Genomic DNA, 23,904 nt, shown 5'->3' on the forward strand with positions numbered 1-23,904 from the left:
TGAGCATTTGCGTCATTGGTGCCTACTATTCACGACGTGCTCGGGTTTGAGCGATTGGTTTTTTGCGCTCGGTGACCAGACAGGCACGGGGTGGCGTAGATGTTCCTTCGCCGGAAAAACATCGGTAAGGTAGGGGTCGGCATTCAGACCCGCGAGGAGTAGTGATGAGCGAGGCGGTTTCCATCCACCATGACCAGGCTGGTCATCAGTTCGAGACCATTGTGGACGGTCATCGTGCCTATCTGACCTACATGGACCTGGGCAAACAGACGCTGGACATCTATCGCACCTTCGTGCCTAACGCGCTGCGTGGCAGGGGGATTGCTGCGAAGTTGACCGAAGAGGCGTTGAAGTATGCTGAAGAAATGGGCTACACGGTAATCCCGTCCTGCTCCTATGTGGAGCGCTACATGGAGCGGCACCAGCGGCACGCGGCGAAGCTCTGACGCAATGATTCCCGATAAAAAAACGCCGGACTGAGAAGCCCGGCGTTTTTTTATGTGTTGAAGTTTGGGGGATAAAGCCCGATCAGCTGCGCTGACGCTTTGGCAGCACGTCCTTGAGTTTGGCGTGCATGCCGCGCAGGGTCTTTTCGGTGGCGCTCCAGTCGATGCAGGCATCGGTGATGGAGACGCCGTACTGCAAATCGGCAAGATCCTTCGGAATCGCCTGGCAGCCCCAGTTCAAATGGCTTTCGACCATCAGGCCGATGATCGACTGGTTGCCCTCGAGGATCTGGTTGGCGACGTTTTCCATCACCAGCGGCTGCAATGCCGGATCCTTGTTGGAGTTGGCGTGGCTGCAATCAACCATGATGTTCGGCTTGATGTTCGCCTTGTTCAGCGCCTGCTCGCACAGCGCGACGCTGACCGAGTCATAGTTCGGCTTGCCGTTGCCGCCACGCAGCACGACGTGGCCGTAGGCGTTGCCCTTGGTGGTGACGATCGAAACGCCGCCTTCCTGGTTGATGCCCAGGAAACGGTGAGGACTGGACACCGATTGCAAGGCGTTGATCGCCACGGTGAGGCCGCCGTCGGTGCCGTTCTTGAAGCCCACTGCAGATGACAGGCCGGAAGCCATTTCGCGGTGGGTCTGGGATTCGGTGGTGCGCGCGCCGATGGCCGACCAGCTGATCAGGTCCTGCAGGTATTGCGGGGAGATCGGGTCCAGGGCTTCGGTGGCGGTGGGCAAGCCCATTTCGGCCAGGTCCAGCAGCAACTGGCGACCGATGTGCAGGCCATCCTGGATCTTGAAGGAGTCGTCCAGGTAAGGGTCGTTAATCAGGCCTTTCCAGCCGACGGTGGTCCGGGGCTTTTCGAAATACACCCGCATCACCAGGTACAACGTGTCGGAGACTTCCGCCGCGAGCACTTTCAGGCGCTCGGCATATTCATGGGCGGCCTTGATGTCATGGATCGAGCAGGGCCCGATGACCACGAACAGGCGATGGTCGGTGCCGTCGAGAATGTTGCGGATGACTTCCCGGCCCTTGGTCACGGTGCGCAGCGCAGCATCGCTCAGGGGGATATCGCGCTTGAGCTGGTCAGGCGTGATGAGGGTCTCGTTGGAGGCGACGTTAAGGTCATTGATCGGTAAATCAGCCATCGTGTTACTCGTCAGGTCACGGGTGCCGGCCGCCAGCGATCCCCGCGCGGCGGTGCACAGCGGATTTAAGCGCGGCGGGGAGCCGAACCTTAGCGCGTTAGGAGGTGGCTCGACAATGGGCAGGGGCGGGTTTACTCCCCTATTTTCCGGGTAACCGTGATCGGGTCGGCCCGCGAAGGAATACGTAACCGGGTGTAAGGGCGTTTGCATGCCTGGCCGCTCGCGCTGATAGTGTGCAGGGATTGTTCACCAGAGGAGTCGTGTGATGCAGGCAGGCGGTAAACCGAGGATCGGGGTGATCGGCACTGGCGCGATTGGCGGGTTCTATGGCGTGATGCTGGCTCGTGCCGGCTACGACGTTCACTTTCTGCTGCGCAGCGAATTTGCCGCCGTGGCCGAGGCTGGCCTGCGGGTCGACAGCGCGGTGCATGGCGCGCTGACGCTTCAGCCGGCCCAGGCCTATCGCTCGGCGGCCGACATGCCGCCTTGCGACTGGCTGCTGGTCGGTGCCAAGACCACCAGCAATGCCGACCTGGCCCCAGCCATCATCCAGGCCGCGGCCGACGGCGCGAAAGTCCTGTTGCTGCAGAATGGCCTCGATGTCGAAGAGGAACTGCGACCATTGTTACCCGATTCACTGCACCTGCTTGGCGGCTTGTGCCTGATCTGCGTCAATCGGCTCGGCCCGGGCGTCATTGCCCACCAGGCGCTCGGGGCAGTCAACATCGGTTACCACAGCGGTGCTGGGACGGATCAGGCCGCACGCATGGCGATCGTCGAGGAGGGAGCGGGGCTGTTCCGGGCTGCGGGTCTGGATTCCCAGGCCATGCCAGACCTTGGGCAGGCACGCTGGCAGAAACTGGTGTGGAACGTGCCCTATAACGGCCTTTCGGTTCTGCTTGGCGCGAGCACCACGCCGTTGATGGCCGACGACCACAGTCGTGGACTGATCCAGGCGCTGATGGCTGAAGTGGTGCGTGGCGCACAAGCCTGCGGTCATGAGATCGCGCCAGGCTACGCGGAATATCTGTTCACGATGACCGGACAAATGTCCGACTATTGGCCCAGCATGTACCACGACTATTCCCAACGGCGCCCGTTGGAGCTGGAGGCGATCTACGCTCGGCCACTGGCGAGGGCCAGGGCGGCGGGGTGCGAGTTGCCGAAAATCGAAGCCTTGTATCAGGCACTGGCGTTCATCGATCGACGCAACCGCTGATCGGACGAAACGGGGGAACCATGGCAAACAATATCGATGACAGGCTGGTGCTGGCGATTTCGTCGCGAGCGCTTTTCGACCTGAGCGAAAGCCACAAGGTGTACCTGTCGGGGGGCGTCGAAGCGTATCGGCAATACCAGATCGAACACGAGGATGAAGTCCTTGAACCGGGGGATGCCTTCGCGCTCGTGCAGAAACTGCTCAACCTCAATGAGCACCTGGGCCGTGCCCGCGTCGAGGTCATCCTGGTTTCGCGTAACAGCGCCGACACCGGCCTGCGGGTATTCAACTCGATTCACCACTATGGACTGGCGATTTCCCGTGCCGCGTTTGTCGGCGGTCGCAGCCCATACCCGTACCTCAAGGCGTTCGGCTGCGATCTGTTCCTCTCCACTCACGCCGAAGATGTACGCAGCGCCCTGGATGCCGGATTTGCCGCGGCGACGATCCTTTCGGGCGGTGCCAGCCGCGCCGCCAGCGAAGAGCTGCGCATCGCCTTTGACGGCGACGCGGTGTTGTTTTCCGACGAGTCTGAGCGCGTCTATCAGGCTGGTGGCCTGGAAGCGTTCCAGGCCAGTGAACGCCAGGCCGCGCGCGAGCCGCTGCGAGGAGGGCCGTTCAAGGGGTTCCTGGCGGCGCTCAATGCGCTGCAACGCGAATTCCCGGAGGACGCCTGCCCGATCCGGACCGCGCTGGTCACCGCCCGTTCGGCGCCGGCCCATGAGCGGGTCATCCGCACGTTGCGCGAATGGGACATCCGCCTGGACGAGTCGCTGTTTCTCGGCGGCCTGACCAAGTCCGCCTTCCTCGAAGCCTTTGCCGCCGACGTGTTTTTCGACGACCAGACCGGGCACTGCGAGCTTGCCCGGGAAGTGGTCGCCACCGGCCATGTGCCCCACGGCATCAGTAACGAAGTGAAGCCCTGAGCGCCCGTTCCCCGGGGCGCTGCTAAGCTGAATCAATCTCCGCCATCCTGGCACTCGAGGAGGTCACATGATTCGTTCGATGCTGTATGCCACGGACCTGGGGCTGTACGCCCCGTATGTGATGCAGCATGCCTTGGCGTTGGCACGGACGTTTGAAGCCGAGTTGTATGTGGTGCATGCGGTAGAGCCGATGGGGCTGTTCGCCGAATCGGTGTTGCAGAGCTATCTCGACGAGCAGGCGTTGAACGAATTTCATCGTCAGGGTCTGAGTACGGTGATGGCTAACATCGAGCAGCGGGTCCTCGACAATTTTCGCGAAGAGTTGGGCGAGGGGCAGCAGGACCTGAAATTGATCAAGTCGGTTCGGGTGTTCCAGGGCGACCCCTCCCAGGTCATTCTTGAACAGGCTGCGAAACTCTCCGTCGATTTGCTGATCGTAGGCAGTCATTGTCAGGGGGCGAGCGGCGAGACGCCGTTGGGCAGGACCGCCGCGCGGGTATTGCAGTTATCCCGCGTGCCGGTCTACCTGGTGCCGCTGGTCCAGCGCAGGCGCCAGGGCGAAGCTTGAGGCTAAATGATGGCTTTTTATAAAAAGTTCTAGATTTATTGGTGCGACCATTCATATAGTTATATACACCGTCGCTGATGCCCGTGACGTCCAACTGCTTTGAGGGATACATATGAAGCTTCAACAACTGCGCTACATCTGGGAAGTGGCGCACCACGACCTCAACGTTTCCGCAACCGCTCAAAGCCTCTACACGTCGCAACCTGGCATCAGCAAGCAGATCCGCCTCCTGGAAGACGAGCTGGGCGTCGAAGTCTTCGCCCGCAGCGGCAAGCACCTGACTCGCGTCACTCCCGCCGGTGAACGCATCATCACCACCGCCGGCGAGATCCTGCGCAAGGTCGAAAGCATCAAGCAGATCGCCCAGGAATTCTCCAACGAGAAAAAAGGCACCCTGTCCATCGCGACCACCCACACCCAGGCGCGTTATGCCTTGCCGCCGGTTATCAGCAATTTCATCAAGCAATACCCTGACGTGGCGCTGCACATGCACCAGGGGTCGCCGATGCAGATCGCCGAAATGGCCGCTGACGGCACCGTCGATTTCGCCATTGCCACGGAGGCCCTGGAGCTGTTCGGGGACCTGGTGATGATGCCGTGCTATCGCTGGAACCGCTGCGTGGTCGTGCCTCAGGGGCACCCGCTGACCAAGCTGCCGAAGCTGACCCTCGAAGCGCTGGCCGAATACCCGATCGTGACTTATGTGTTCGGTTTCACCGGTCGTTCAAAACTCGACGAAGCCTTCAGCCATCGCGGCCTGACCCCGAAAGTGGTGTTCACCGCTGCCGACGCCGACGTGATCAAGACCTATGTGCGCCTCGGACTGGGCGTGGGCATCGTCGCGAAGATGGCGGTCGACACCAAGCTCGACAATGACCTGGTGGTTCTGGACGCCAGCGAGCTGTTCGAATCCAGCGTGACCAAGATCGGTTTCCGCCGCGGTACGTTCCTGCGCGGATTCATGTGCGATTTCATCGAGAAATTTGCCCCGCACCTGACCCGGGAAGTCATGGCCAAGGCCATCCAGTGCCACAACAAGCAGGAACTCGAAGAACTGTTCGACGGCGTCGAACTGCCGGTGCATTAAGCAGACCTCTAGATCGCCTCGGTGACAGCGAACTGTTGCCGGGCGCCTGCCACGACGATCTCCACTTCATCCCCTTCGAATTTGCCCAACAGGCCTCGTCCCAGTGGTGAGCGAGGAGTGATGACGGTAATCGGCTGCCCCACCAGCGAGACCTTCAGCCCCGCCGCGTCGGGTCCCAGGAACAGCCACTGCTGGCGACCCTCCTCATCTTCCAGCCCGATCAATGTGCCGACCTGGATGCCGCGTTCTTCATCGTACGGTCTCAGCGCCAGGTTCTGGCAGAGCACCAGTGCCTGGCGGATTTCCTCCACGCGCCTGGCTTGCCCGGCGGCAAGGTATGAAGCCTCCAGGCCCAGGGTGTCGTATTTGTTTTCGGCGATGTTTTCCTCGTGGGTCGCGGTTTCGTAGGCGGTCTGCGCGGCGCGTTCGGCGATATCGAGGTCAATCCTGAGCTTGTCGAGAATCAATTGGTGGACGGTCTGTTTGTTCATGTTCATTCGCAGAATTGCAGGACATTGGCGCGGCTTTTCTCGCTAGGCGCGTTCTGGTCCTGTTGCAGCCAGAATTGACACTTGGGGTTGGACAGGTTGCGAGGGTTGCTGCGGGCCTGGTCGAGGGCCTGGCGTTGCTCGTTCTTCTGCAGGTTCTGTTGATACTGCTCGAACATTGGGGTTGGCGTTGGGGTCGGCTCCGGGGCTGGCGCTGCTGTCGGCGGCTGCGCCAATTGATGAACCGCGGCGGCCACCGGGGCCAGTTGCTCATCGAACAGGAACCTGGACAACAGCCATCCCGTCAGCACGATGGCAAGGAATCCCAGCCACAGGCCCAAGGCGATGCCCAGCGTCAGTTGCAACGTTGTGAGGCGGGGAGACGAGTGGTCGGGCATGTCTGCTTCCTGGCGATGAACATGGAGGATGCGCTGATTGTCGCATGAAGATTAATCGCCGTCGGCCCTTCTGCTGCACGGCTTTAATGCGGGACAATCAGGCTTTGCCACAGGGAGTCGGGAATGACTGTGCGTTGGGATATTTTTTGCACCGTCGTCGATAACTATGGCGACATCGGCGTCACCTGGCGCCTGGCTCGGCAATTGGTCGCCGAGCATCAATGCGCGGTGCGGCTGTGGGTCGACGACCTGCGCGCCTTCGAGCGGTTATGTCCGTCTATCGATGTCACGCTGACCGAGCAATGGCAGCAAGGCGTACAAGTGCGTCACTGGCCCGAGGACTGGCAGCCCACCGAAGCTGCCGATGTAGTGATCGCCGCATTTGCCTGCCAGTTGCCCAGCGCCTACATGGACGCGATGGCCGAGCGTCCGGCGGCGCCTTTGTGGATGAACCTCGATTACCTGAGCGCCGAGGACTGGGTGATCGGTTGTCACGGTTTGCCGTCGGTGAAGTACAAACATGTGCAGAAATATTTCTTTTTTCCGGGCTTTCAGGAGGGCACCGGTGGCTTGCTGCGTGAGGCCGGCTTGTTGGAGCGCCGTCGAGAATTTCAGCAGGATGGCGAGGCACAAAGGGCTTTCCTGCAAGGATTGGGCGTCGAGCGCGAGTCCGGGGCGCGGCTGATTTCGCTGTTTGCCTATGAGAACGAAGGTTTGGCCAGTTGGTTTGATGCGCTGGCGACGGATGCTCGTCCGTCGCATGTGCTGGTTCCGGAAAGCCGCATCCTCGCCGATGTGGAGCGTTGGGTTGGTATCGACGGCCTGAAAGCCGGTGCCGTGCATCGCCGTGGCGCCCTGACTGTGCAGGTGCTGCCTTTCGTGCGCCAGGATGAATACGACCAACTGTTGTGGTGCTGTGATTTCAACGCCGTGCGTGGCGAAGACTCCTTCGTGCGCGCGCAGTGGGCCGGCCGGCCGCTGCTCTGGCATATCTATCAACAGGAAGAAGACGTCCACCTGGAAAAACTCGAGGCGTTTCTCCGCTTGTATACCGAGGGGCTCCCGGAGGCTGCGGAAAAAGCGATCAGCGGTCTCTGGCGGGCCTGGAACGCCGGCCAAGGCGTGGCAGAGCACTGGAGCGCCGCCTGCGAGCAACACCAGGTGCTCGCCGAACATGCCCAGGCGTGGTGCCAGAAACAGGCCTCTCGAGCCGATCTTGCCACGGCGCTGGTGAAGTTTTACCGAAATTGGATATGATACGCGGCCTAGATTTTTGTAAATCCCATCCAAATTCGGATATTCGCAATGAAAACTGGTAAAGAACTCAAACCCGGTACCGTGATTCGTATCGACAACGATCCTTGGCTGGTTCAGAAAGCTGAATTCACCAAGTCGGGTCGTAACAGCGCGATCATGAAGACCAAGCTGAAAAACCTGCTGACCGGCTACAAGACCGAAACCGTCTACGGTGCGGACGACAAGCTGGACGACGTGATCCTGGACCGTAAAGAGGCGACCCTGTCTTTCATCAGCGGCGATACGTACACGTTCATGGACACCACTGACTACACCATGTACGAACTGAACGCCGAAGACATCGAAAGCGTCCTGCCATTCGTTGAAGAAGGCATGACCGACGTCTGCGAAGCCGTATTCTTCGAAGAGCGCCTGGTTTCCGTGGAGCTGCCGACCACTATCGTGCGTCAGGTTGACTACACCGAAGGCTCCGCTCGCGGTGACACTTCCGGCAAGGTGATGAAGCCTGCCAAATTGAAGAACGGCACCGAACTGTCGGTTGCTGACTTCATCGAAATCGGCGACATGATCGAGATCGATACCCGCGAAGGCGGTTCCTACAAAGGCCGCGCTAAATAAGCGAAGCTTTCTGTATGAAAGAAAAGCCCGACCATTGAGTCGGGCTTTTTATTTCCTTCATTTTCGATCCGGGCTCTGTGGCTCCACCATTACTTCAGGTGTTGCTTGAGTTCCTCGGACGCCTGCAACATCGCCGAACGCACCGCCGGCACCTGGCTCACAACGTTAAGCAAGCCATAGTCGTGGATCATGCCGTTGTAGCGCACGGCTGTAACCGGTACACCCGCCGCATCCAGTTTGCGCGCGTAGGCTTCACCTTCGTCGCGCAGCACATCAGCCTCGGCGGTCTGCACCAGCGCCGGCGGCAGGCCCTTGAGTTGTGCGGTAGTTGCCCGCAATGGCGAGGCATAGATCTCGTTACGCTGCCCGGCATCGGTGGTGTAGTTGTCCCAGAACCACTTCATCATGTTCTTGCTGAGGAAGTGCCCTTCGGCGAACTGGTTGTAGGACGCCGTCTCGAAGCTGGCGTCGGTCACCGGCCACAACAATGCCTGGAAGCGGATCGCCGGCGTACCCTTGTCCTTGGCCATCAGCGCGACGACGGCCGCCATGTTGCCGCCGACGCTGTTACCCGCTACGGCCAGGCGCTTGCCATCAACGTTGATCTGTTTGCCATGCTCGGCCACCCACTTTGTCGCGGCGTAGGCCTGGTTGATCGCTACCGGGTAATGCGCCTCGGGCGATGGTGTGTAGTTGACGAACACCGCAACGGCACCCGAACCCGCCACCAGATCCCGAACCAGTCGTTCATGGGTGGGGAAATCGCCCAGTACCCAGCCACCGCCGTGAAAGAACATGAACGCGGGCAGCTCACCCTTGACCCCGGCCGGACGAACGATAGTCAGACTGATCGACTGGCCATCGACCTGGATGGTTTTCTCGCTGACGTCGGCCTTGGGCAGCGTCAACTTAACCCCCGCCTGCGCGCCGACCAGTACGGCACGGGCATCTTTTGGCGACAGCTGCTCCAGCGGTTTGCCGGTGCCGGCATTCAGTGCGTCAAGGAACGCCTGGGTGTTGTGCTCGACGATGCCGTCGGCGAAGGCGTTGCTGATGCTCAGGGCGAGAAGGGTGCCGGTCAGGGCTTTGCTGAGGGTGTTCATGTGAATCTCCTTGAAGGTCGGTCCGGGGTAGAGGGTTTAGACGGTTACGTGCAGGCGAACATCAACGTTGCCGCGGGTGGCGTTGGAGTACGGGCAAACCTGGTGAGCGGCTTCCACAAGGCTTTGGGCGTCGGCCTGGTCAAGACCTGGCAGGCTGATGTGCAGGTCGATGTCGAGACCGAAACCACCGGGGATCTGGCCGATGCCGACGTGAGCGGTGATCGAGGCGTCGTCCGGGATCTTGCGTTTGTTCTGGCTGGCGACAAATTTCAGCGCGCCGATGAAGCAGGCCGAGTAGCCGGCGGCGAACAGTTGCTCTGGGTTGGTCGCAGCACCGCCCGCACCGCCGAGTTCCTTGGGCGTGGCAAGTTTGACGTCGAGGATGTTGTCGCTGGAGATGGCACGACCGTCACGGCCGCCGGTGGAGGTTGCGATTGCGGTGTAGAGAGTTTTCATGGTGGACGCCTCGTTTTATGGTTGGTTTGTTGCGCTAAATGTTTGCGCGCTAAGTAGGTGTGGAGAGAATGTAATGCGCAAATGTTTTGCGCGCAATATAAATTTTTGAGATGAGTCTGAACAAATCCACCCTGGATGGCTGAAAGCCTTGGTTTAGAGCGGTTTAGGGGGGCTTAATTTTTTTGATGTGCGAGGTCTGGCAGTCCGGCCAACGCTATCGCGAGCAAGCTCGCTCCCAGAGGGGATTGGTGGTGGCCACGGATTTTGTGACCAGTGAAGGTCAATGTGGGAGCGAGCCTGCTCGCGAAAGCGGTGGTTCAGTTGGCGGCGATGCTGGAGGTGCTGGCGCCTTCGCGAGCAAGCTCGCTCCCACAGGGGATTGGTGGTGGCCAAGGATTTTGTGACCAGTGAAGGTCAATGTGGGAGCGAGCCTGCTCGCGAAAGCGGTGGTTCAGTTGGCGGCGATGCTGGAGGTGCCAGCGCCTTCGCGAACAAGCTCGCTCCCACAGGGGATTGGTGGTGGCCACGGATTTTTGTGACCAGCGAAGGTCAATGTGGGAGCGAGCTTGCTCGCGAAAGCGGTGGTTCAGCTGGCGGCGATGCTGAGGTGCCGGCGTCTTCGCGAGCAAGCTCGCTCCCACAGGGGATTGGTGGTGGCCAAGGATTTTGTGACCAGTGAAGGTCAATGTGGGAGCGAGCTTGCTCGCGAAAGCGGTGGTTCAGCTGGCGGCGATGCTGAGGTGCCGGCGTCTTCGCGAGCAAGCTCGCTCCCACGGGGGATTGGTGGTGGCCACGGATTTTTGTGACCAGTAAAGGTCAATGTGGGAGCGAGCTTGCTCGCGAAAGCGGTGGTTCAGTTGGCGGCGATGTTGGAGGTGCCGGAGCCTTCACGAGCAGGCTCGCTCCCAGAGGGATTGCCTGCGTCAGAAAATCAAAGGCTGTCCTGCAAATGCCCGCGCAGTTCCTGCAGGTCATGTTGCAGTTTTTTCAGTTGCTCCAGCGTCTGGCCGCTGGCGGCGAGGATGCATTGGGGGATGTCGAGGGCCTTTTTCTGCAGGGCGCGGCCCTGTTCGGTCAGCTCGACAATGACCACGCGTTCATCTTCACGGCTGCGGGTGCGACTCAACAGGCCTTCGGCCTCCAGGCGCTTGAGCAGCGGGGTCAGGGAGCCAGGGTCGGTGAGCAGGCGGTTACTGATTTCGCCGACGGTCAGCCCGTCTTGTTCCCACAGCACCATCATCGCCAGGTACTGCGGATAGGTCAGGCCCAACGCCTGGAGCAGGGGCTTGTAGACCTTGGTCATCAACAGCGACGTGGAGTGCAGGGCGAAGCAGACCTGGTTTTCCAGCAGCAGGGCTTCGCAAGGATCGGGGGTGTCGTGTTGGGTAGTCATGGCAAAACCTTTCATCAATGATCGTTACGAATCTAGCGAACAAGCCTTTAATGCACCAGATAATTCTGACGTATTGATCAGCCGTTACGTTTCCTGGTGACCACCAACTGGGTAGGATAGGCGCCCTGATTAAGGGGAGAGTCGTCTGTGATCGAGGTCATGCTGTATTTGCTGTTGGGCGCCGCGCTGGGCACTTTGGGGGGATTGTTCGGTATTGGTGGCGGGCTGATCGCGATCCCAGTGCTGGGTGTATGGTTCGGCCTGGATCAGCATCTCGCCCAAGGTACGGCATTGGTGATGGTCGTCCCCAACGTGATGCTGGCGCTGTGGCGTTATCACCAGCGTAATCGTATCGAAATGCGCCATGTTCTGCCGCTGGCATCCATGGGCTTCTGCTTCGCGTGGCTTGGCTCCATCTGGGCCGTGGGCATTGACGCGCAAAGCATGCGGATTGGTTTTGTGGTGTTCCTGGTGGTCCTGGCGGCCTACAACCTGATCCGCATGTTCGCCGCGACGGCGCCGGCTTCGGCGCAGATGCGCCACGGCTGGCCTTGGCTAGCCGTGCTGGGGGCTGCGTCGGGCACCATGGGCGGACTGTTTGGCGTAGGCGGGGCGGTTGTCGCCACGCCAATACTCACCAGCGTGTTCGGCACTTCCCAGGTCGTCGCTCAAGGGTTATCCCTGGCGCTGGCCTTGCCCAGCACCGGCGTGACCCTTGCCACGTATGCATTTCACCATGAGGTGAACTGGTGGATCGGGCTGCCCCTGGCTGTCGGTGGGCTGATGAGCATCAGTTGGGGGGTGAAGGTCGCCCACGCGATGCCGGAGCGATTGCTGCGCGGGCTGTTCTGCGGTTTCCTGGTGCTGTGCGCGGTGTTGCTCCTGCTTAAAGTTTGAAACCTTCGACGATGTGTTCGGCCAGGCACTCGGTGATCGGCGACGGATTGTGCAGGTTGCGGATCAACATGATGCTGGCCTCGGGCAGCTCCGGCAGGTTCTCGGCCTCGCCGAGAACGCGCATGTCCGGGGTCAGCAGGCTCTCCAGTTGCGCGGTGATCGCCAGACCCGCGCCGACCACCGCCATGATCGCCGACAGGCTTGAGCTGTTGTACGCCACGCGATAATCACGCCCCATGGCGTCCAGCGCATTGCACGCCCATTGCCTACAGAAACAATCACTGTTGAACATCGCCAGCGGCAGCGGTGTTTGTTCATGAGTGTTGAAGCAGGCCGCCTCGGCCCAGACAAAACGTTCCTTGCGCAGCAACTGACCGATCTCGTCGCCTGGTTTGCGAGTGACGATGGACAGGTCGAGATCCTGGCGCAGCAGCAGTTGCTTGGACGATTCGCAGTGCACTTCGATTTCGATCAGTGGATAGAACTGGGCGAAGCGCTGCAGGATTCCCGGCAAAAAGCGCATCACATAATCGTCCGGCGTGCCGATGCGGACCGTGCCGACCATGTGCGGTTCGCGCAGCGTGTTGAACACTTCACTGTGCAGCTTGAGGATCCGCCGGGCATAACCCAGCAACACCTGGCCCTCGGCGGTGAGCTTGACCTGCCGCCCGTCGCGCTCGAACAGGCGGCGCTGCAAGACGTCCTCTTCCAGGCGCTTCATCTGCATGCTGACGGCCGATTGCGTACGGTTGACCAGCTCCCCGGCGCGAGTGAAGCCGCCCTGGTCGGCGATGGCGACGAAGGTCCGCAGCACTTCCGTATCGATGCTCGGGTAACTCGACAATTGATCAATCTCCGAGATGTATTGCATAAGAAACATTCGTTGGATTGATCTTATCCCTGGCGCGAGACTAGAGCCATCCCCAACGGAGGACATCACGATGAAAGGTCAAAAAGGTTATTTGCTGATTGATAAATTCTCATCCCACGGTTTTTCGCTCAGCGCGCTGTTGCACAAGTTTAGCCGCTGGTACGAATTGCACCACGAGCGTGAACTGCTCGCCTCGATGAGCGATGAGGCGCTCAAGGACATAGGTGTCAGCCGTGCCGATGTTGAAAAGGAAGTGGTTCGGCCATTCTGGGATGACCCGATGCACAAATGAGCCATCCTTCCCTACACAAACCGCTTAATGGTGAGGTAGGTTGCGAGCAGACAAGGAGATCTCCATGCCCGCGACTGTGTCCTTTACCCTCAAACAGGCCCGACGCCTGGCGTTGGCCGCCCAAGGATTCGATGGGCGGCCATCGCCAGCTTCGGTGCAACCCGCGCGCCTCAACCGTCTGATCGAGCGCCTCGGCGTCGTGCAGATCGATTCAGTCAATGCGCTGGTGCGCTCGCATTACCTCCCGTTGTTCTCCCGCCTTGGTCACTACAATCGCGATTTGCTCGATCAGGCAGCCTGGAGCCAGGGGCGCCGCCGCACGTTGTTTGAATATTGGGGGCATGAAGCTTCGTTGCTGCCGGTTACGATGTATCCGCTGATGCGTTGGCGCATGGCGCGGGCGGCCCGTGGCGAAGGCATTTACCAGCAGTTGGCGCGGTTTGGTCATGAGCAGCAGGACGTGATTCATCGGGTCCTTCAGGCGGTTCAGGAGCAGGGCGCGCTTGGCGCCGGCAGCTTGTCCACACGTCAGGAGAAGGCCGGTCCCTGGTGGGACTGGAGCGCCGAGAAACATGCGCTGGAATGGCTGTTCGCCGCGGGCAAAGTCACCGTAGCCGGGCGGCGTGGGTTCGAGCGGCTCTATGATCTGCCTGAGCGGGTGCTGCCCGAGTCGGTCCTGCGCCAACCGCAGTCGGACGAAGCCCAGGCCCAACGCGCGTTGCTCCTGCATGCGGCGCAGGCCTTGGGCGTCGGCACCGAGAAGGACCTGCGTGATTACTTCCGCCTGGATCCGGCCGACACCCGCGCTCGACTGGCCGAGTTGGAGGAGGCGGGTGAGTTGTTGCGATGTCAGGTGCAGGGCTGGAAGCAGCCGGCCTGGTGCCAACCCACCGTGAAAATCCCCCGCAAGGTCGCTGCCAGTGCCTTGTTGTCGCCGTTCGACTCGCTGGTCTGGGAGCGCAGCCGCACCGAGCGCTTGTTCGACTTCCGCTATCGGCTGGAAATCTACACGCCAGTGCACAAGCGCGTGTATGGCTATTACGTCTTGCCGTTTTTGCACAATGAGCGGATTGCGGCGCGGGTCGATCTTCGTGCGGAGCGGGCCTTGGGGCGGCTGGCCGTGCATGCCGTGCATGAGGAAGAGCCGGGGCTTGACGAGGAGGGCATGCAGGCGCTGGCGATGAATCTGCGGCGCATGGCTGACTGGTTGGGACTGGAGCGGGTGCAGCTCAATTGCCAGCGGGAGGGTGGGGGGCGGTTGGCGGTGGCGTTGGCGCGGGGTGACGGTGGCTGAGCTGGCCCCTTCGCGAGCAGGCTCGCTCCCACAGGGATTTACGGTGACCACGGCTTTTGTGTCCGCAGCCAATCACCTGTGGGAGCGAGCCTGCTCGCGAAGCGATTGAGCAGGCGAAAAAAGCTCTGCTGATCTACCGCCGAACCTGCTTCAACGTCTCGGCAATCAAGAACGCCAGTTCCAGCGACTGATCGGCATTCATCCGCGGGTCGCAGTGCGTGTGGTAACGATCCGACAACCCATCTTCGGTGATCGGTCGGGCGCCGCCGATGCATTCGGTGACGTTCTGCCCGGTCATCTCGATATGAATCCCGCCGGCGTAGGTCCCTTCGGCTTCATGCACCTGGAAGAACTGCTTCACCTCGCCAAGAATCTGCGCAAAATCGCGGGTCTTGTAGCCGCTGCTGGCCTTGATGGTATTACCGTGCATCGGGTCGGAACTCCACAGCACCTGCTTGCCTTCACGCTGCACGGCGCGCAACAGTTGCGGCAGGTGATCAGCGACCTTGTTGGCGCCCATCCGCGCGATCAGGTTCAGTCGACCGGGGTCGTTATCCGGGTTGAGCACGTCGATCAGGCGGATCAGGTCGTCAGGGTTCATGCTCGGGCCGACCTTGACCCCGATCGGGTTGTTCACCCCCCGCAGGAACTCCACATGCGCTCCGTCCAGCTGGCGGGTACGATCGCCGATCCACAGCATGTGGGCCGAGCAGTCGTAATAATCGTTGGTCAGGCTGTCACGGCGTACGAAGGCTTCTTCATAGTTGAGCAACAACGCTTCGTGGGCGGTGAAAAAACTGGTTTCGCGCAGTTGCGGCGAGCTGTCCATGCCGCAGGCGCGCATGAATGCCAGGGTTTCGTCGATGCGGTCGGCCAGGTGGCTGTACTTTTCCGCCAGGGCCGAGTTGGCGATGAAGTCCAGGTTCCACTTGTGCACCTGGTGCAGATCGGCGAACCCGCCCTGGGCGAACGCCCGCAGCAGGTTGAGGGTCGCGGTGGACTGATGATAGGACTGCAAAAGCCGCTCCGGATCCGGCACGCGACTTTTCTCGTCGAAGCCGATGCCGTTGACGATGTCGCCCCGGTAGGCCGGTAGTGTCACGCCATCGATCGTTTCATCGTTGGCCGAGCGCGGTTTGGCGAACTGCCCCGCCATGCGCCCGACCTTGACCACCGGGCAACCGGCGGCGAAGGTCATGACAATCGCCATTTGCAGCAGCACCTTGAAGGTGTCGCGGATCTTGGCGGCGGAAAATTCGGCAAAGCTCTCGGCGCAATCGCCGCCCTGCAGCAGGAATGCCCGACCCTGGGTGACTTCGGCAAACTGACGACGCAATTCCCGGGCTTCACCGGCAAACACCAACGGCGGATAACTGGCCAGGGTCTGCTCCACCTGCAGCAGATGCGCCGCGTCGGGGTAGCGGGGTTGTTGCTGGATCGGCAGGGCGCGCCAGCTGTCAGGGCTCCAGGGTTGGCTCATCATGATCTCTAGGTGATTTACGCTCGGGCGCTCATGTTATCAGCAAATTAGTGCGTGACCTGTTCCGCTCGCTTCGCCGACAATCGCGCCTTTGCCCCGTTTGCGCGGGCTTGAGCCAGCACGGCAACATCAGGAGAGGAAATGACAGAGGAGCGCGTCGAGCATTTGCTCGCCGAGGTGCACGACGAGTTCGGCATGATCCGCGTACTCGAAGTGGCCGATTACCGGTTTCTCGAATTTGGCGATGCGATCGAGCAGAGCTGCGTGTTCACGGCTGATCCGAGCTGGCTCGAATATGACTACACCCGCGCCATGCTCATCGGTGCGTTGTGCCACGAGCAACCGGAGAGCGCGCTGTTCCTCGGGCTGGGGGCCGGTACGCTGACCCAGGCCTGTCTCAAGTTCCTGCCGCTGGAAGATGTCGAGGCCATCGAACTGCGCCCCGACGTGCCGCGCCTGGCCATCGAATACCTCGGGCTGGACGATGATCCGCGCCTGTACATCCGCGTCGGTGATGCCTTGGAGCTGCTTGAAACGGCTGAGCCGGCGGACCTGATTTTCGTCGACCTCTATACCGATGTTGGTCCCGGCGTCGGTCACCTGGCCTGGGGATTTCTTGAAAACTGCCAGAAGCGCCTCAATCCCGGCGGCTGGCTGGTGATCAACCAGTGGGCCACCGACGATGGCAAGCCGCTGGGCGCGGCGCTCTTGCGCGGCTTGTATCACCGGCACTACTGGGAGTTGCCGGTGAAGGAGGGCAACGTCATCCTGATCGTGCCGGCGGACCTGGACCAGGCATTGGACATGCAAGGTCTGGTGGCCCGTGCCGAAGGGCTCGCGCCGCGGCTGGGTTATTCGTTGCAATCGTTGATCAAGGCGATCCGCCCGGCGACTTGATCAGGATCTGCAAGAGTTCTTTGGATGGGTTCCCCCCGTGGCGAGGGAGCTTGCTCCCGCTGGGCCGCGAAGCGGCCCCTTCGATTCCAGATATCAACCCAGGCGTCTGCTTCGCAGCCGAGCGGGAGCAAGCTCCCTCGCCGTAGGGAGCTCATCACAGGGCTTAGCCATCCAAAGGTGAACCGTTTTAGCTAACGCCCTCAACGCCTGCTGGACAGCGCGCCACCACACCCTTCGTCGATAAAAAAATCTCCCTTTTTCAACGAATTCCGGTATAGTGCGCGCCGGCCTTTAGCCGGGCCGCGTCACGGTAGCGCAATTTCCCGAAGCCAGCTTCGGTTGCATGTCCGCACAACGGATGCTTCCACGACGTTCTTTTTCATTCATTCGTTTTCGCAAATCCCCGCCGACAAAGCAGCCAGGGCGACTCTTGAGTCTCAACACGGCATGCGCAGCTTTGGAGCATGGGTCTTTGCGGATGCACTTAGAGGCAGACCCATGACCCAGGAAACCGGCGGCTTCGCCGCTTTTAATCTCAACCCGAACATTCTTGCTGCCGTCATTGCGACTGGCTACGAAGAACCTTCGGCTATTCAGCAGCAATCGATCCCGATCATCATGGCCGGCCACGACATGATTGGCCAGGCGCAAACCGGTACGGGTAAAACCGCTGCGTTCGCCCTGCCGATCCTGCATCGCATCGATCCTGCCAAGCGCGAGCCGCAAGCCCTGATCCTGGCGCCAACCCGTGAGTTGGCGCTGCAAGTAGCAACCGCTTTCGAAACCTACTCCAAGCAAATGCCTGGCGTTACCGTTGTGGCCGTTTACGGCGGCGCCCCGATGGGCCCACAACTGAAAGCAATCCGTAATGGCGCGCAGATCGTTGTCGCCACCCCGGGCCGTCTCTGCGACCACCTGCGTCGTGACGAGAAAGTCCTCGCTACCGTGAACCACCTGGTTCTCGACGAAGCGGACGAAATGCTCAAGCTGGGTTTCATGGATGACCTGGAAGTTATCTTCAAGGCCCTGCCAGCGACTCGCCAGACTGTTTTGTTCTCGGCCACCTTGCCGCAATCGATCCGTGCCATTGCCGAGCGCCACCTGCGCGATCCGCAACACGTGAAGATCCAGACCAAGACCCAGACCGTTACCGCGATCGAGCAGGCTCACCTGCTGGTTCACGCTGACCAGAAGACTTCCGCCGTTCTCAGCTTGCTGGAAGTGGAAGACTTCGACGCCCTGATCATGTTCGTGCGCACCAAGCAAGCAACCCTGGACCTGGCCAGCGCCCTGGAAGCCAAAGGCTACAAAGCCGCTGCGCTGAACGGTGACATTGCCCAGAACCAGCGCGAGCGCGTGATCGATTCCCTCAAGGATGGCCGTCTGGACATCGTTGTGGCGACCGACGTTGCTGCCCGTGGTCTGGACGTTCCGCGCATCACCCACGTGTTCAACGTGGACATGCCGTACGATCCGGAATCCTACGTCCACCGTATCGGCCGTACCGGCCGTGCCGGTCGGGAAGGTCGCGCGCTGCTGCTGGTGACTCCGCGTGAGCGCCGCATGCTGCAAGTGATCGAGCGTGTAACCGGTCAGAAGGTCGCGGAAGTTCGCCTGCCGGACGCCCAGGCCGTCCTCGATGCCCGCATCAAGAAACTGACCAACAGCCTGTCGCCGCTGGTGGCTGACGCCGAATCGACCCACGGTGATCTGCTCGATCGCCTGACCGCCGACATCGGTTGCACCCCGCGTGCCCTGGCCGCTGCCCTGCTGCGCAAGGCTACCAACGGTCAGGCGCTGACCCTGGCGGCGATCGAGAAGGAACGTCCACTGGTGCCGAACAGCGCGCCGCGTGGCGATCGTCCCGAGCGTACCGGTGATCGTCCGGACCGTGGTGATCGCGAGCGTCGCGCGCCGATCCCGCTGGGCGAAGGCCGTGCCCGCTGCCGTACCGCGCTGGGTGCTCGTGACGGCATTGCCGCCAAGAACCTGCTGGGCGCGATCCTCAACGAAGGCGGCCTGGCCCGCGAAGCGATCGGTCGCATCCAGGTGCGTGACAGCTTCAGCCTGGTGGAACTGCCGGAAGAAGGCCTGGAGAAGTTGCTGACCAAGCTCAAGGACACTCGCGTGGCTGGCAAGCAGCTCAAGCTGCGTCGTTACCGCGAGGATTGATCGGCCCGCAGGCTGATTGATCGAGCATGAAAAAAATCCCCGACTGGTTCGGGGATTTTTTTTGCCTGTCATTTGGTGTTCCTGCCGGGAGCGCGGTGTTGAAGCCAATCGCGAGCAAGCTCGTTCCCACACTGGATCTTCGGCACCCAAAAAATCTGTGGGAGCGAGCTTGCTCGCGATTGGAGCGACTCGGTCTGCCGGTCAATCAAACCGATAAATGTCCATCCCCAACGTTCCCATCGTGAACCCTTCATGGGCAATGCTGAATTTACCACCCGCCCCCCGGGCAAAATACAGCGGCAGCAGGTGCTCGTCGCTGGGATGGCTGCGCACCGCATTGGGGGCCTGGCGGCGGTAATCATGCAACGCGAACTCGTCGTTGGCCGCCAGTTGCGCCACTATCCAATCGCGGAATGCCTTGGCCCAGGGCTCGATGCTGTCAGGGCCGGCGTTCCAGTCCAGATCCCCCAGGTTATGCGTGATGCTGCCGGAACCGATCAGCAGGATGTCCTGTTCGCGCAGTCCTGCCAGGGCCCGGCCGACCTGCGTCTGCAGTGTCGGGCCGCGCTGGCTGGGCAGGGAAACCTGTACCACGGGAATATCGGCCTCGGGGTACATCAACGACAGCGGCACCCAGACGCCATGGTCCGATGGCCGCCCTGTCTCCAGGCGTGCCGGCAATTGCGCTGCATTGAGCAGTTCGGCGACCTGCGTTGCCAGCAGGGGATCGCCTGGCGCCGGATATTGCACTTCGTACAACGCTTTCGGGAAGCCACCGAAGTCATGCCATGTACGCGGTCGCGGGTTGGCGCTGACCAGCAGTTCATTGCTCTCCCAATGGGCCGACACAATCACGATGGCCTTGGGCGTCGGCATTTGCGTGGCCAGGCGAGCCAAGGCCGGGCCGCTCTCCCCGGGATCCAGGGCAAGCATCGGTGAACCATGGGAGATAAACAGGCTGGGCAGCATGGACGGGCTCCTGAGCGTTAAGATGGGTTCATCTTCGGTCAGGTCAACGATCGAAATCTAATATAAGTTTTAACCCGTTTTGATCGAATTTGTGGAGCGATTCCCATGGACCCCGAGTTTTGGCACAAGCGCTGGTCAACCAACCAGATCGGTTTTCATCTGCCGGAAGTGAACCCTTACTTGCAGCGTTTCTGGCCCCAGTTGGGATTGCCTGAAGAAACTCGAGTATTGGTGCCCTTGTGCGGCAAGACGCTGGATCTGCTGTGGTTGGCGCAACAAGGTTTTTCGGTGCTGGGGGTGGAGCTATCGGAAAAGGCCGTCACTGATTTTTTCCAGGAGCATCAGCTTGAGCCAAACGTGAGTGAGGAGGGCGCCTTCAAGGTATTTCGTTCTGGTGCCATCGAAATCCGCTGCGGTGATGTCTTTGCGTTGACGTCTTTGGACGTCGCGGATTGCGCGACGTTGTATGACCGTGCGGCACTGATCGCCCTGCCTGCACCGATGCGCGAGCGCTATGCGGCCCATCTGCAGAACATAATGCCGGACTGCGTCGGGCTGCTGATTACCCTGGACTACAACCAGGACGAGATGCCTGGGCCGCCGTTTTCGGTAGGACATGAAGAGGTGCAGCGGTTGCTGGGCAGGGCGTGGCAATTGCAAGTCTTGCAGGAGCAGGATGTGCTGGGCGAGAGTTGGAAGTTCTTGCAGGCGGGCGTGAAGCGGCTGGATGAGCGGGTATATCTGGTGTCCAGTCGTGGGGTGCGCTCAATGACCCCGTCCCGGACGGGCCCGCTGCCGCTTTTGACTTAGCAGGCAAAAGAAAGCCCGCATCGCTGCGGGCTTTCTTGTATCAGTTGGCGGTTAGCCGCGACGACGCAGTGCGTCGATTCGCTCTTCCAGCGGTGGGTGGCTCATGAACATGCGAGCCAGGCCTTGCTTGATGCCGCCGTTGATGCCGAAGGCATTCAAGGTATCGGGCATGTGTACCGGCAGGCCTTGTTCGGCACGCAGGCGTTGCAGGGCGCCAATCATGGCGCTGGTGCCTGCAAGTCGCGCACCGGCGTCATCGGCGCGGAACTCGCGTTTGCGCGAGAACCACATGACGATGGCGCTGGCGAGGATGCCTAGTACCAGCTCGGCGAAGATGGTCGCCACGTAGTAGGCAATACCCTGGCCTTCTTCGTTCTTGAAAATCACCTTGTCGACAAAGTTGCCGATGATTCGGGCGAAGAACATGACGAAGGTGTTCACCACACCCTGGATCAACGCCAGAGTCACCATGTCGCCGTTGGCGACGTGGCCGATCTCGTGGGCCAGCACAGCTTTCACTTCATCTGGCGAAAACCGTTCCAGCAGGCCCTGGCTGACGGCGACCAAGGCGTCGTTCTTGTTCCAGCCGGTGGCGAAGGCGTTGGCTTCGTACGCCGGGAAGATCCCGACTTCCGGCATCTTGATCCCGGCTTCACGGGACAGCTGCTCGACGGTCTGCAGCAGCCATTGTTCGTGACGAGTGCGCGGCTGGCTGATGATCTGGGTGCCGGTGCTCATCTTCGCCATCCACTTGGAGATGAACAGCGAGAAGAGGGAACCGGCAAAACCGAACACCGCACAGAAGATCAGCAGCTGATTGAGGTTGAGATCAACCCCGTTGGCCGCCATGAACCCGTTGAAGCCGAAAAGGCTCAGGGTGATGCTGGCAATCAGCACGACCGCCAGGTTAGTGGCCAAGAACAGCAGGATGCGCATCATGGTGGTAGCAATCTCCTCATGCTAAAGATGTAGCGTTATGCGGGGTATATAAGGTGCTGCCGCAGGCTATTCAACTCGCCTTCTATTTCAAACTGTGTCCTACAACGGTCCTCATTGTTTGAAAGACTTTTCTGAAAGTTGCGCCGGAAAAGAAATATGGCCGCTGCGCCCCGTGAACGTTGCGTCTCGTCGTCCATCGGACAACGAGTCCCCGCGTCAGAAACCTGCGGAGGCAGGAAAATGGATATGTTGCTGAATCAAACAGAGTGCGAGGCGAACGCCCCGCACTCCATCTGGATCATTGACGGTAGGATTTGAGGAAATTGCCGATGCGGCCAATGGCCTGATCGAGGTCGTCGACCCGCGGCAGGGTCACGACGCGGAAATGGTCCGGCCATGGCCAGTTGAACGCTGTGCCCTGGACGACCAGCAATTTCTCCGACAGCAGCAGGTCGAGGACGAATTTCTCGTCGTTGTGGATCGGGCAGACCTTCGGGTCGATTCGCGGGAAGGCATACAGCGCACCCATCGGCTTGACGCAGCTGACGCCGGGGATGTCATTGAGCAGTTCCCAGGTGCGATTGCGCTGTTCCAGCAAACGGCCCTGGGGCAGGACCAGGTCGTTGATGCTCTGGTAGCCACCCAACGCCGTCTGGATCGCATGCTGGCTCGGCACGTTGGCGCACAGACGCATGTTGGCCAGCATGTCGATGCCTTCGATGTAGCTCTGAGCGTGGTGCTTGGGGCCGGAGATGGCGATCCAGCCGGAGCGGAAGCCGGCGACACGATAGGACTTGGAGAGGCCGTTGAAGGTCAGGCACAGCAGGTCCGGTGCCAGTGAGGCGGTGCAGACGTGCACGGCGTCATCGTAGAGGATCTTGTCGTAGATCTCGTCGGAGAACACCACCAGGTTGTGCTGGCGGGCCAGTTCGAGCATGCCCAGCAGCACCTCGCGGGAATACACCGCGCCGGTCGGGTTGTTCGGGTTGATGATCACCAGGGCCTTGGTATTCGGGGTGATCTTGGCCTTGATGTCCGCCAGGTCAGGGAACCAGTTGGCCTGCTCGTCGCACAGGTAATGCACCGGGTTGCCACCGGACAGGCTGACGGCGGCGGTCCACAGCGGATAATCCGGCGCTGGCACCAGCACTTCGTCGCCGTTGTTGAGCAAGGCCTGCATCGACATCACGATCAGCTCGGACACGCCATTGCCCAGGTAGATGTCCTCGATGCCGATGCCTTCGACCTGCTTCTGCTGGTAATACTGCATCACGGCCTTGCGCGCGCTGAACAGGCCCTTGGAGTCGCTGTAGCCTTGCGCGGTCGGCAGGTTGCGGATGACGTCCTGGAGAATTTCATCGGGGGCTTCGAAACCAAAGGGCGCCGGGTTGCCGATGTTCAGCTTGAGGATGCGATGGCCTTCCTCTTCCAGGCGTTTGGCGTGCTTGAGCACCGGGCCGCGAATGTCGTAGCAGACGTTGGCGAGCTTGTTCGATTTGCTGACCTGCATGGCGATGTGTTCCCGAAAATGAACGATCCAGGCGGCGTATGAACTACCGTACTGGGGATCCTGCGTCTGTGCCCGGGCCGGACGCGGTAGATGCGCCACAATCCATTTGAATGCGCATGACGTGACTGCCAGACTGGCGCCTGACGAGGCGCAATCATACGTGCCGCCCGATCTGCGGAAAAGCGTCGGATCGGGCTTTTTCAATTGCCGAGGTAGGACGATGGAAAAGTTGCAGAAAACCCTTGAAGAATGGCGTGAGATGCTCGACCCGGAGCAGTACAACGTCTGTCGCCTCAAAGGCACCGAACGCCCATTTTCCGGCAAGTACAATGAGACCAAGACCGACGGCATCTACCGCTGCATCTGCTGCCACGATCCGTTGTTCGATTCGACGACCAAATTCGATTCCGGCTGCGGCTGGCCGAGTTTCTACGCCCCGATCGAAGGTAGCGCGGTGGTGGAGGTGCGAGATGTCAGCCACGGCATGATTCGCACCGAGGTGGTCTGCGCCAAATGCGACGCGCATCTGGGCCATGTCTTCCCCGACGGCCCACCGCCCACTGGCCTGCGTTACTGCATCAACTCGGTGTGCCTGGATCTCGTGCCTCGCGAGTAAGCGTTGCGCAGTCCTTCGTGGCGAGGGAGCAAGCACCCT

Annotated in this window: 25 protein-coding genes and 1 pseudogene; 15 read left to right on the forward strand and 11 right to left on the reverse strand. The window is 60.6% G+C overall.

Annotation, left to right across the window (positions count from 1 at the left end; all coding sequences use genetic code 11):
• Positions 1-164: 164 nt before the first annotated feature.
• Positions 165-446, forward strand: coding sequence for a GNAT family N-acetyltransferase (locus J3P94_RS09100; protein WP_186610534.1), 282 nt, complete (start codon positions 165-167; stop codon positions 444-446).
• Positions 447-528: 82 nt separating this feature from the next.
• Here the strand turns inward: J3P94_RS09100 and J3P94_RS09105 are convergent, their stop codons facing one another.
• Positions 529-1,605: a 3-deoxy-7-phosphoheptulonate synthase gene (locus J3P94_RS09105; protein WP_305499748.1), complete on the reverse strand. Its 1,077-nt coding sequence runs from the start codon at positions 1,603-1,605 to the stop codon at positions 529-531.
• A gap of 265 nt (positions 1,606-1,870) precedes the next feature.
• Here J3P94_RS09105 and J3P94_RS09110 point away from each other — a divergent pair, with 265 nt between their 5' ends.
• The 4 genes from J3P94_RS09110 (at position 1,871) to cysB (ending at position 5,405) form a co-directional block, all read left to right on the forward strand.
• A complete protein-coding gene (locus tag J3P94_RS09110; RefSeq protein WP_434572800.1) occupies positions 1,871-2,824 on the forward strand; it encodes a putative 2-dehydropantoate 2-reductase in 954 nt (317 codons plus the stop codon).
• Between the two features lie 20 nt (positions 2,825-2,844).
• On the forward strand, positions 2,845-3,750 hold the full coding sequence (locus J3P94_RS09115; protein ID WP_434572801.1) for a 5'-nucleotidase: 906 nt from the start codon (positions 2,845-2,847) through the stop codon (positions 3,748-3,750).
• A 67-nt stretch (positions 3,751-3,817) separates the two neighbouring features.
• A complete protein-coding gene (locus tag J3P94_RS09120; RefSeq protein ID WP_305499752.1) occupies positions 3,818-4,318 on the forward strand; it encodes a universal stress protein in 501 nt (166 codons plus the stop codon).
• 112 nt (positions 4,319-4,430) lie between these two features.
• Positions 4,431-5,405, forward strand: coding sequence for an HTH-type transcriptional regulator CysB (gene cysB, locus J3P94_RS09125; protein ID WP_003183769.1), 975 nt, complete (start codon positions 4,431-4,433; stop codon positions 5,403-5,405).
• Between the two features lie 8 nt (positions 5,406-5,413).
• On the opposite strand, the gene J3P94_RS09130 is transcribed toward cysB, so the two are convergent.
• Both J3P94_RS09130 and J3P94_RS09135 read right to left on the reverse strand, forming a co-directional pair.
• The gene (locus tag J3P94_RS09130) at positions 5,414-5,896 is read right to left on the reverse strand and encodes a GreA/GreB family elongation factor (protein WP_305499756.1); all 483 of its coding nucleotides are present in this window, start codon (positions 5,894-5,896) and stop codon (positions 5,414-5,416) included.
• Between the two features lie 2 nt (positions 5,897-5,898).
• Positions 5,899-6,291 (reverse strand): hypothetical protein, encoded by a 393-nt coding sequence (locus tag J3P94_RS09135; protein ID WP_434572804.1) that lies wholly within the window; start codon positions 6,289-6,291, stop codon positions 5,899-5,901.
• A 123-nt stretch (positions 6,292-6,414) separates the two neighbouring features.
• On the opposite strand from J3P94_RS09135, the gene earP reads away from it, so the two are divergent.
• Entirely contained in the window at positions 6,415-7,548 is a 1,134-nt protein-coding gene (earP, locus tag J3P94_RS09140) for an elongation factor P maturation arginine rhamnosyltransferase EarP (protein ID WP_434572806.1), read from the forward strand.
• A 48-nt stretch (positions 7,549-7,596) separates the two neighbouring features.
• On the forward strand, positions 7,597-8,166 hold the full coding sequence (locus tag J3P94_RS09145; protein WP_003226785.1) for an elongation factor P: 570 nt from the start codon (positions 7,597-7,599) through the stop codon (positions 8,164-8,166).
• 89 nt (positions 8,167-8,255) lie between these two features.
• On the opposite strand, the gene J3P94_RS09150 is transcribed toward J3P94_RS09145, so the two are convergent.
• On the reverse strand, positions 8,256-9,269 hold the full coding sequence (locus tag J3P94_RS09150) for an alpha/beta hydrolase (RefSeq protein WP_434572808.1): 1,014 nt from the start codon (positions 9,267-9,269) through the stop codon (positions 8,256-8,258).
• 36 nt (positions 9,270-9,305) lie between these two features.
• The gene (locus tag J3P94_RS09155) at positions 9,306-9,725 is read right to left on the reverse strand and encodes an organic hydroperoxide resistance protein (protein WP_434572810.1); all 420 of its coding nucleotides are present in this window, start codon (positions 9,723-9,725) and stop codon (positions 9,306-9,308) included.
• A gap of 284 nt (positions 9,726-10,009) precedes the next feature.
• On the opposite strand from J3P94_RS09155, the pseudogene J3P94_RS09160 reads away from it, so the two are divergent.
• Positions 10,010-10,642 (forward strand): annotated as a pseudogene (locus tag J3P94_RS09160) (hypothetical protein); the annotation flags it as partial.
• 14 nt (positions 10,643-10,656) lie between these two features.
• Here J3P94_RS09160 and J3P94_RS09165 read toward each other — a convergent pair.
• Positions 10,657-11,118, reverse strand: a complete 462-nt coding sequence (locus tag J3P94_RS09165) for a MarR family winged helix-turn-helix transcriptional regulator (RefSeq protein WP_434572811.1) — start codon at positions 11,116-11,118, stop codon at positions 10,657-10,659.
• 147 nt (positions 11,119-11,265) lie between these two features.
• Between J3P94_RS09165 and J3P94_RS09170 the strand changes: the two genes are divergently transcribed.
• Positions 11,266-12,015, forward strand: coding sequence for a sulfite exporter TauE/SafE family protein (locus tag J3P94_RS09170; RefSeq protein WP_434572813.1), 750 nt, complete (start codon positions 11,266-11,268; stop codon positions 12,013-12,015).
• Here J3P94_RS09170 and J3P94_RS09175 read toward each other — a convergent pair.
• A complete protein-coding gene (locus J3P94_RS09175; RefSeq protein WP_420764840.1) occupies positions 12,005-12,859 on the reverse strand; it encodes a LysR substrate-binding domain-containing protein in 855 nt (284 codons plus the stop codon). The two genes, J3P94_RS09170 and J3P94_RS09175, sit on opposite strands and share 11 nt — an antisense overlap.
• Before the next feature lie 97 nt (positions 12,860-12,956).
• Here J3P94_RS09175 and J3P94_RS09180 point away from each other — a divergent pair, with 97 nt between their 5' ends.
• Both J3P94_RS09180 and J3P94_RS09185 read left to right on the forward strand, forming a co-directional pair.
• Positions 12,957-13,178, forward strand: coding sequence for a DUF1127 domain-containing protein (locus tag J3P94_RS09180; protein WP_305499769.1), 222 nt, complete (start codon positions 12,957-12,959; stop codon positions 13,176-13,178).
• 64 nt (positions 13,179-13,242) lie between these two features.
• Positions 13,243-14,472 carry a winged helix-turn-helix domain-containing protein gene (locus tag J3P94_RS09185; RefSeq protein ID WP_434572816.1) on the forward strand — a complete coding sequence of 410 codons (1,230 nt, stop codon included), beginning with the start codon at positions 13,243-13,245 and terminating at the stop codon, positions 14,470-14,472.
• Between the two features lie 133 nt (positions 14,473-14,605).
• Here the strand turns inward: J3P94_RS09185 and J3P94_RS09190 are convergent, their stop codons facing one another.
• Positions 14,606-15,952, reverse strand: a complete 1,347-nt coding sequence (locus J3P94_RS09190) for a class II 3-deoxy-7-phosphoheptulonate synthase (RefSeq protein ID WP_305499772.1) — start codon at positions 15,950-15,952, stop codon at positions 14,606-14,608.
• A gap of 141 nt (positions 15,953-16,093) precedes the next feature.
• Here J3P94_RS09190 and J3P94_RS09195 point away from each other — a divergent pair, with 141 nt between their 5' ends.
• Together J3P94_RS09195 and J3P94_RS09200 are read left to right on the forward strand one after the other, a co-directional pair.
• Complete coding sequence (locus J3P94_RS09195) at positions 16,094-16,849, forward strand: spermidine synthase (protein ID WP_305499774.1); 756 nt, start codon at positions 16,094-16,096, stop codon at positions 16,847-16,849.
• A gap of 498 nt (positions 16,850-17,347) precedes the next feature.
• Positions 17,348-19,021, forward strand: a complete 1,674-nt coding sequence (locus tag J3P94_RS09200; protein WP_305499776.1) for a DEAD/DEAH box helicase — start codon at positions 17,348-17,350, stop codon at positions 19,019-19,021.
• Positions 19,022-19,222: 201 nt separating this feature from the next.
• On the opposite strand, the gene J3P94_RS09205 is transcribed toward J3P94_RS09200, so the two are convergent.
• Positions 19,223-19,990 carry a DODA-type extradiol aromatic ring-opening family dioxygenase gene (locus J3P94_RS09205; RefSeq protein ID WP_434572818.1) on the reverse strand — a complete coding sequence of 256 codons (768 nt, stop codon included), beginning with the start codon at positions 19,988-19,990 and terminating at the stop codon, positions 19,223-19,225.
• A 105-nt stretch (positions 19,991-20,095) separates the two neighbouring features.
• Between J3P94_RS09205 and J3P94_RS09210 the strand changes: the two genes are divergently transcribed.
• A complete protein-coding gene (locus J3P94_RS09210) occupies positions 20,096-20,800 on the forward strand; it encodes a thiopurine S-methyltransferase (RefSeq protein WP_434572819.1) in 705 nt (234 codons plus the stop codon).
• A gap of 51 nt (positions 20,801-20,851) precedes the next feature.
• On the opposite strand, the gene htpX is transcribed toward J3P94_RS09210, so the two are convergent.
• Positions 20,852-21,739, reverse strand: a complete 888-nt coding sequence (gene htpX, locus J3P94_RS09215) for a protease HtpX (RefSeq protein WP_003183732.1) — start codon at positions 21,737-21,739, stop codon at positions 20,852-20,854.
• Positions 21,740-22,037: 298 nt separating this feature from the next.
• Positions 22,038-23,249, reverse strand: coding sequence for a pyridoxal phosphate-dependent aminotransferase (locus J3P94_RS09220; protein ID WP_018603142.1), 1,212 nt, complete (start codon positions 23,247-23,249; stop codon positions 22,038-22,040).
• A 220-nt stretch (positions 23,250-23,469) separates the two neighbouring features.
• Here J3P94_RS09220 and msrB point away from each other — a divergent pair, with 220 nt between their 5' ends.
• Complete coding sequence (msrB, locus tag J3P94_RS09225; RefSeq protein ID WP_434572821.1) at positions 23,470-23,865, forward strand: peptide-methionine (R)-S-oxide reductase MsrB; 396 nt, start codon at positions 23,470-23,472, stop codon at positions 23,863-23,865.
• Positions 23,866-23,904 lie beyond the last annotated feature (39 nt).

The sequence above is a fragment of the Pseudomonas sp. Z3-8 genome, assembly GCF_051131975.1.
GTDB lineage: Bacteria > Pseudomonadota > Gammaproteobacteria > Pseudomonadales > Pseudomonadaceae > Aquipseudomonas.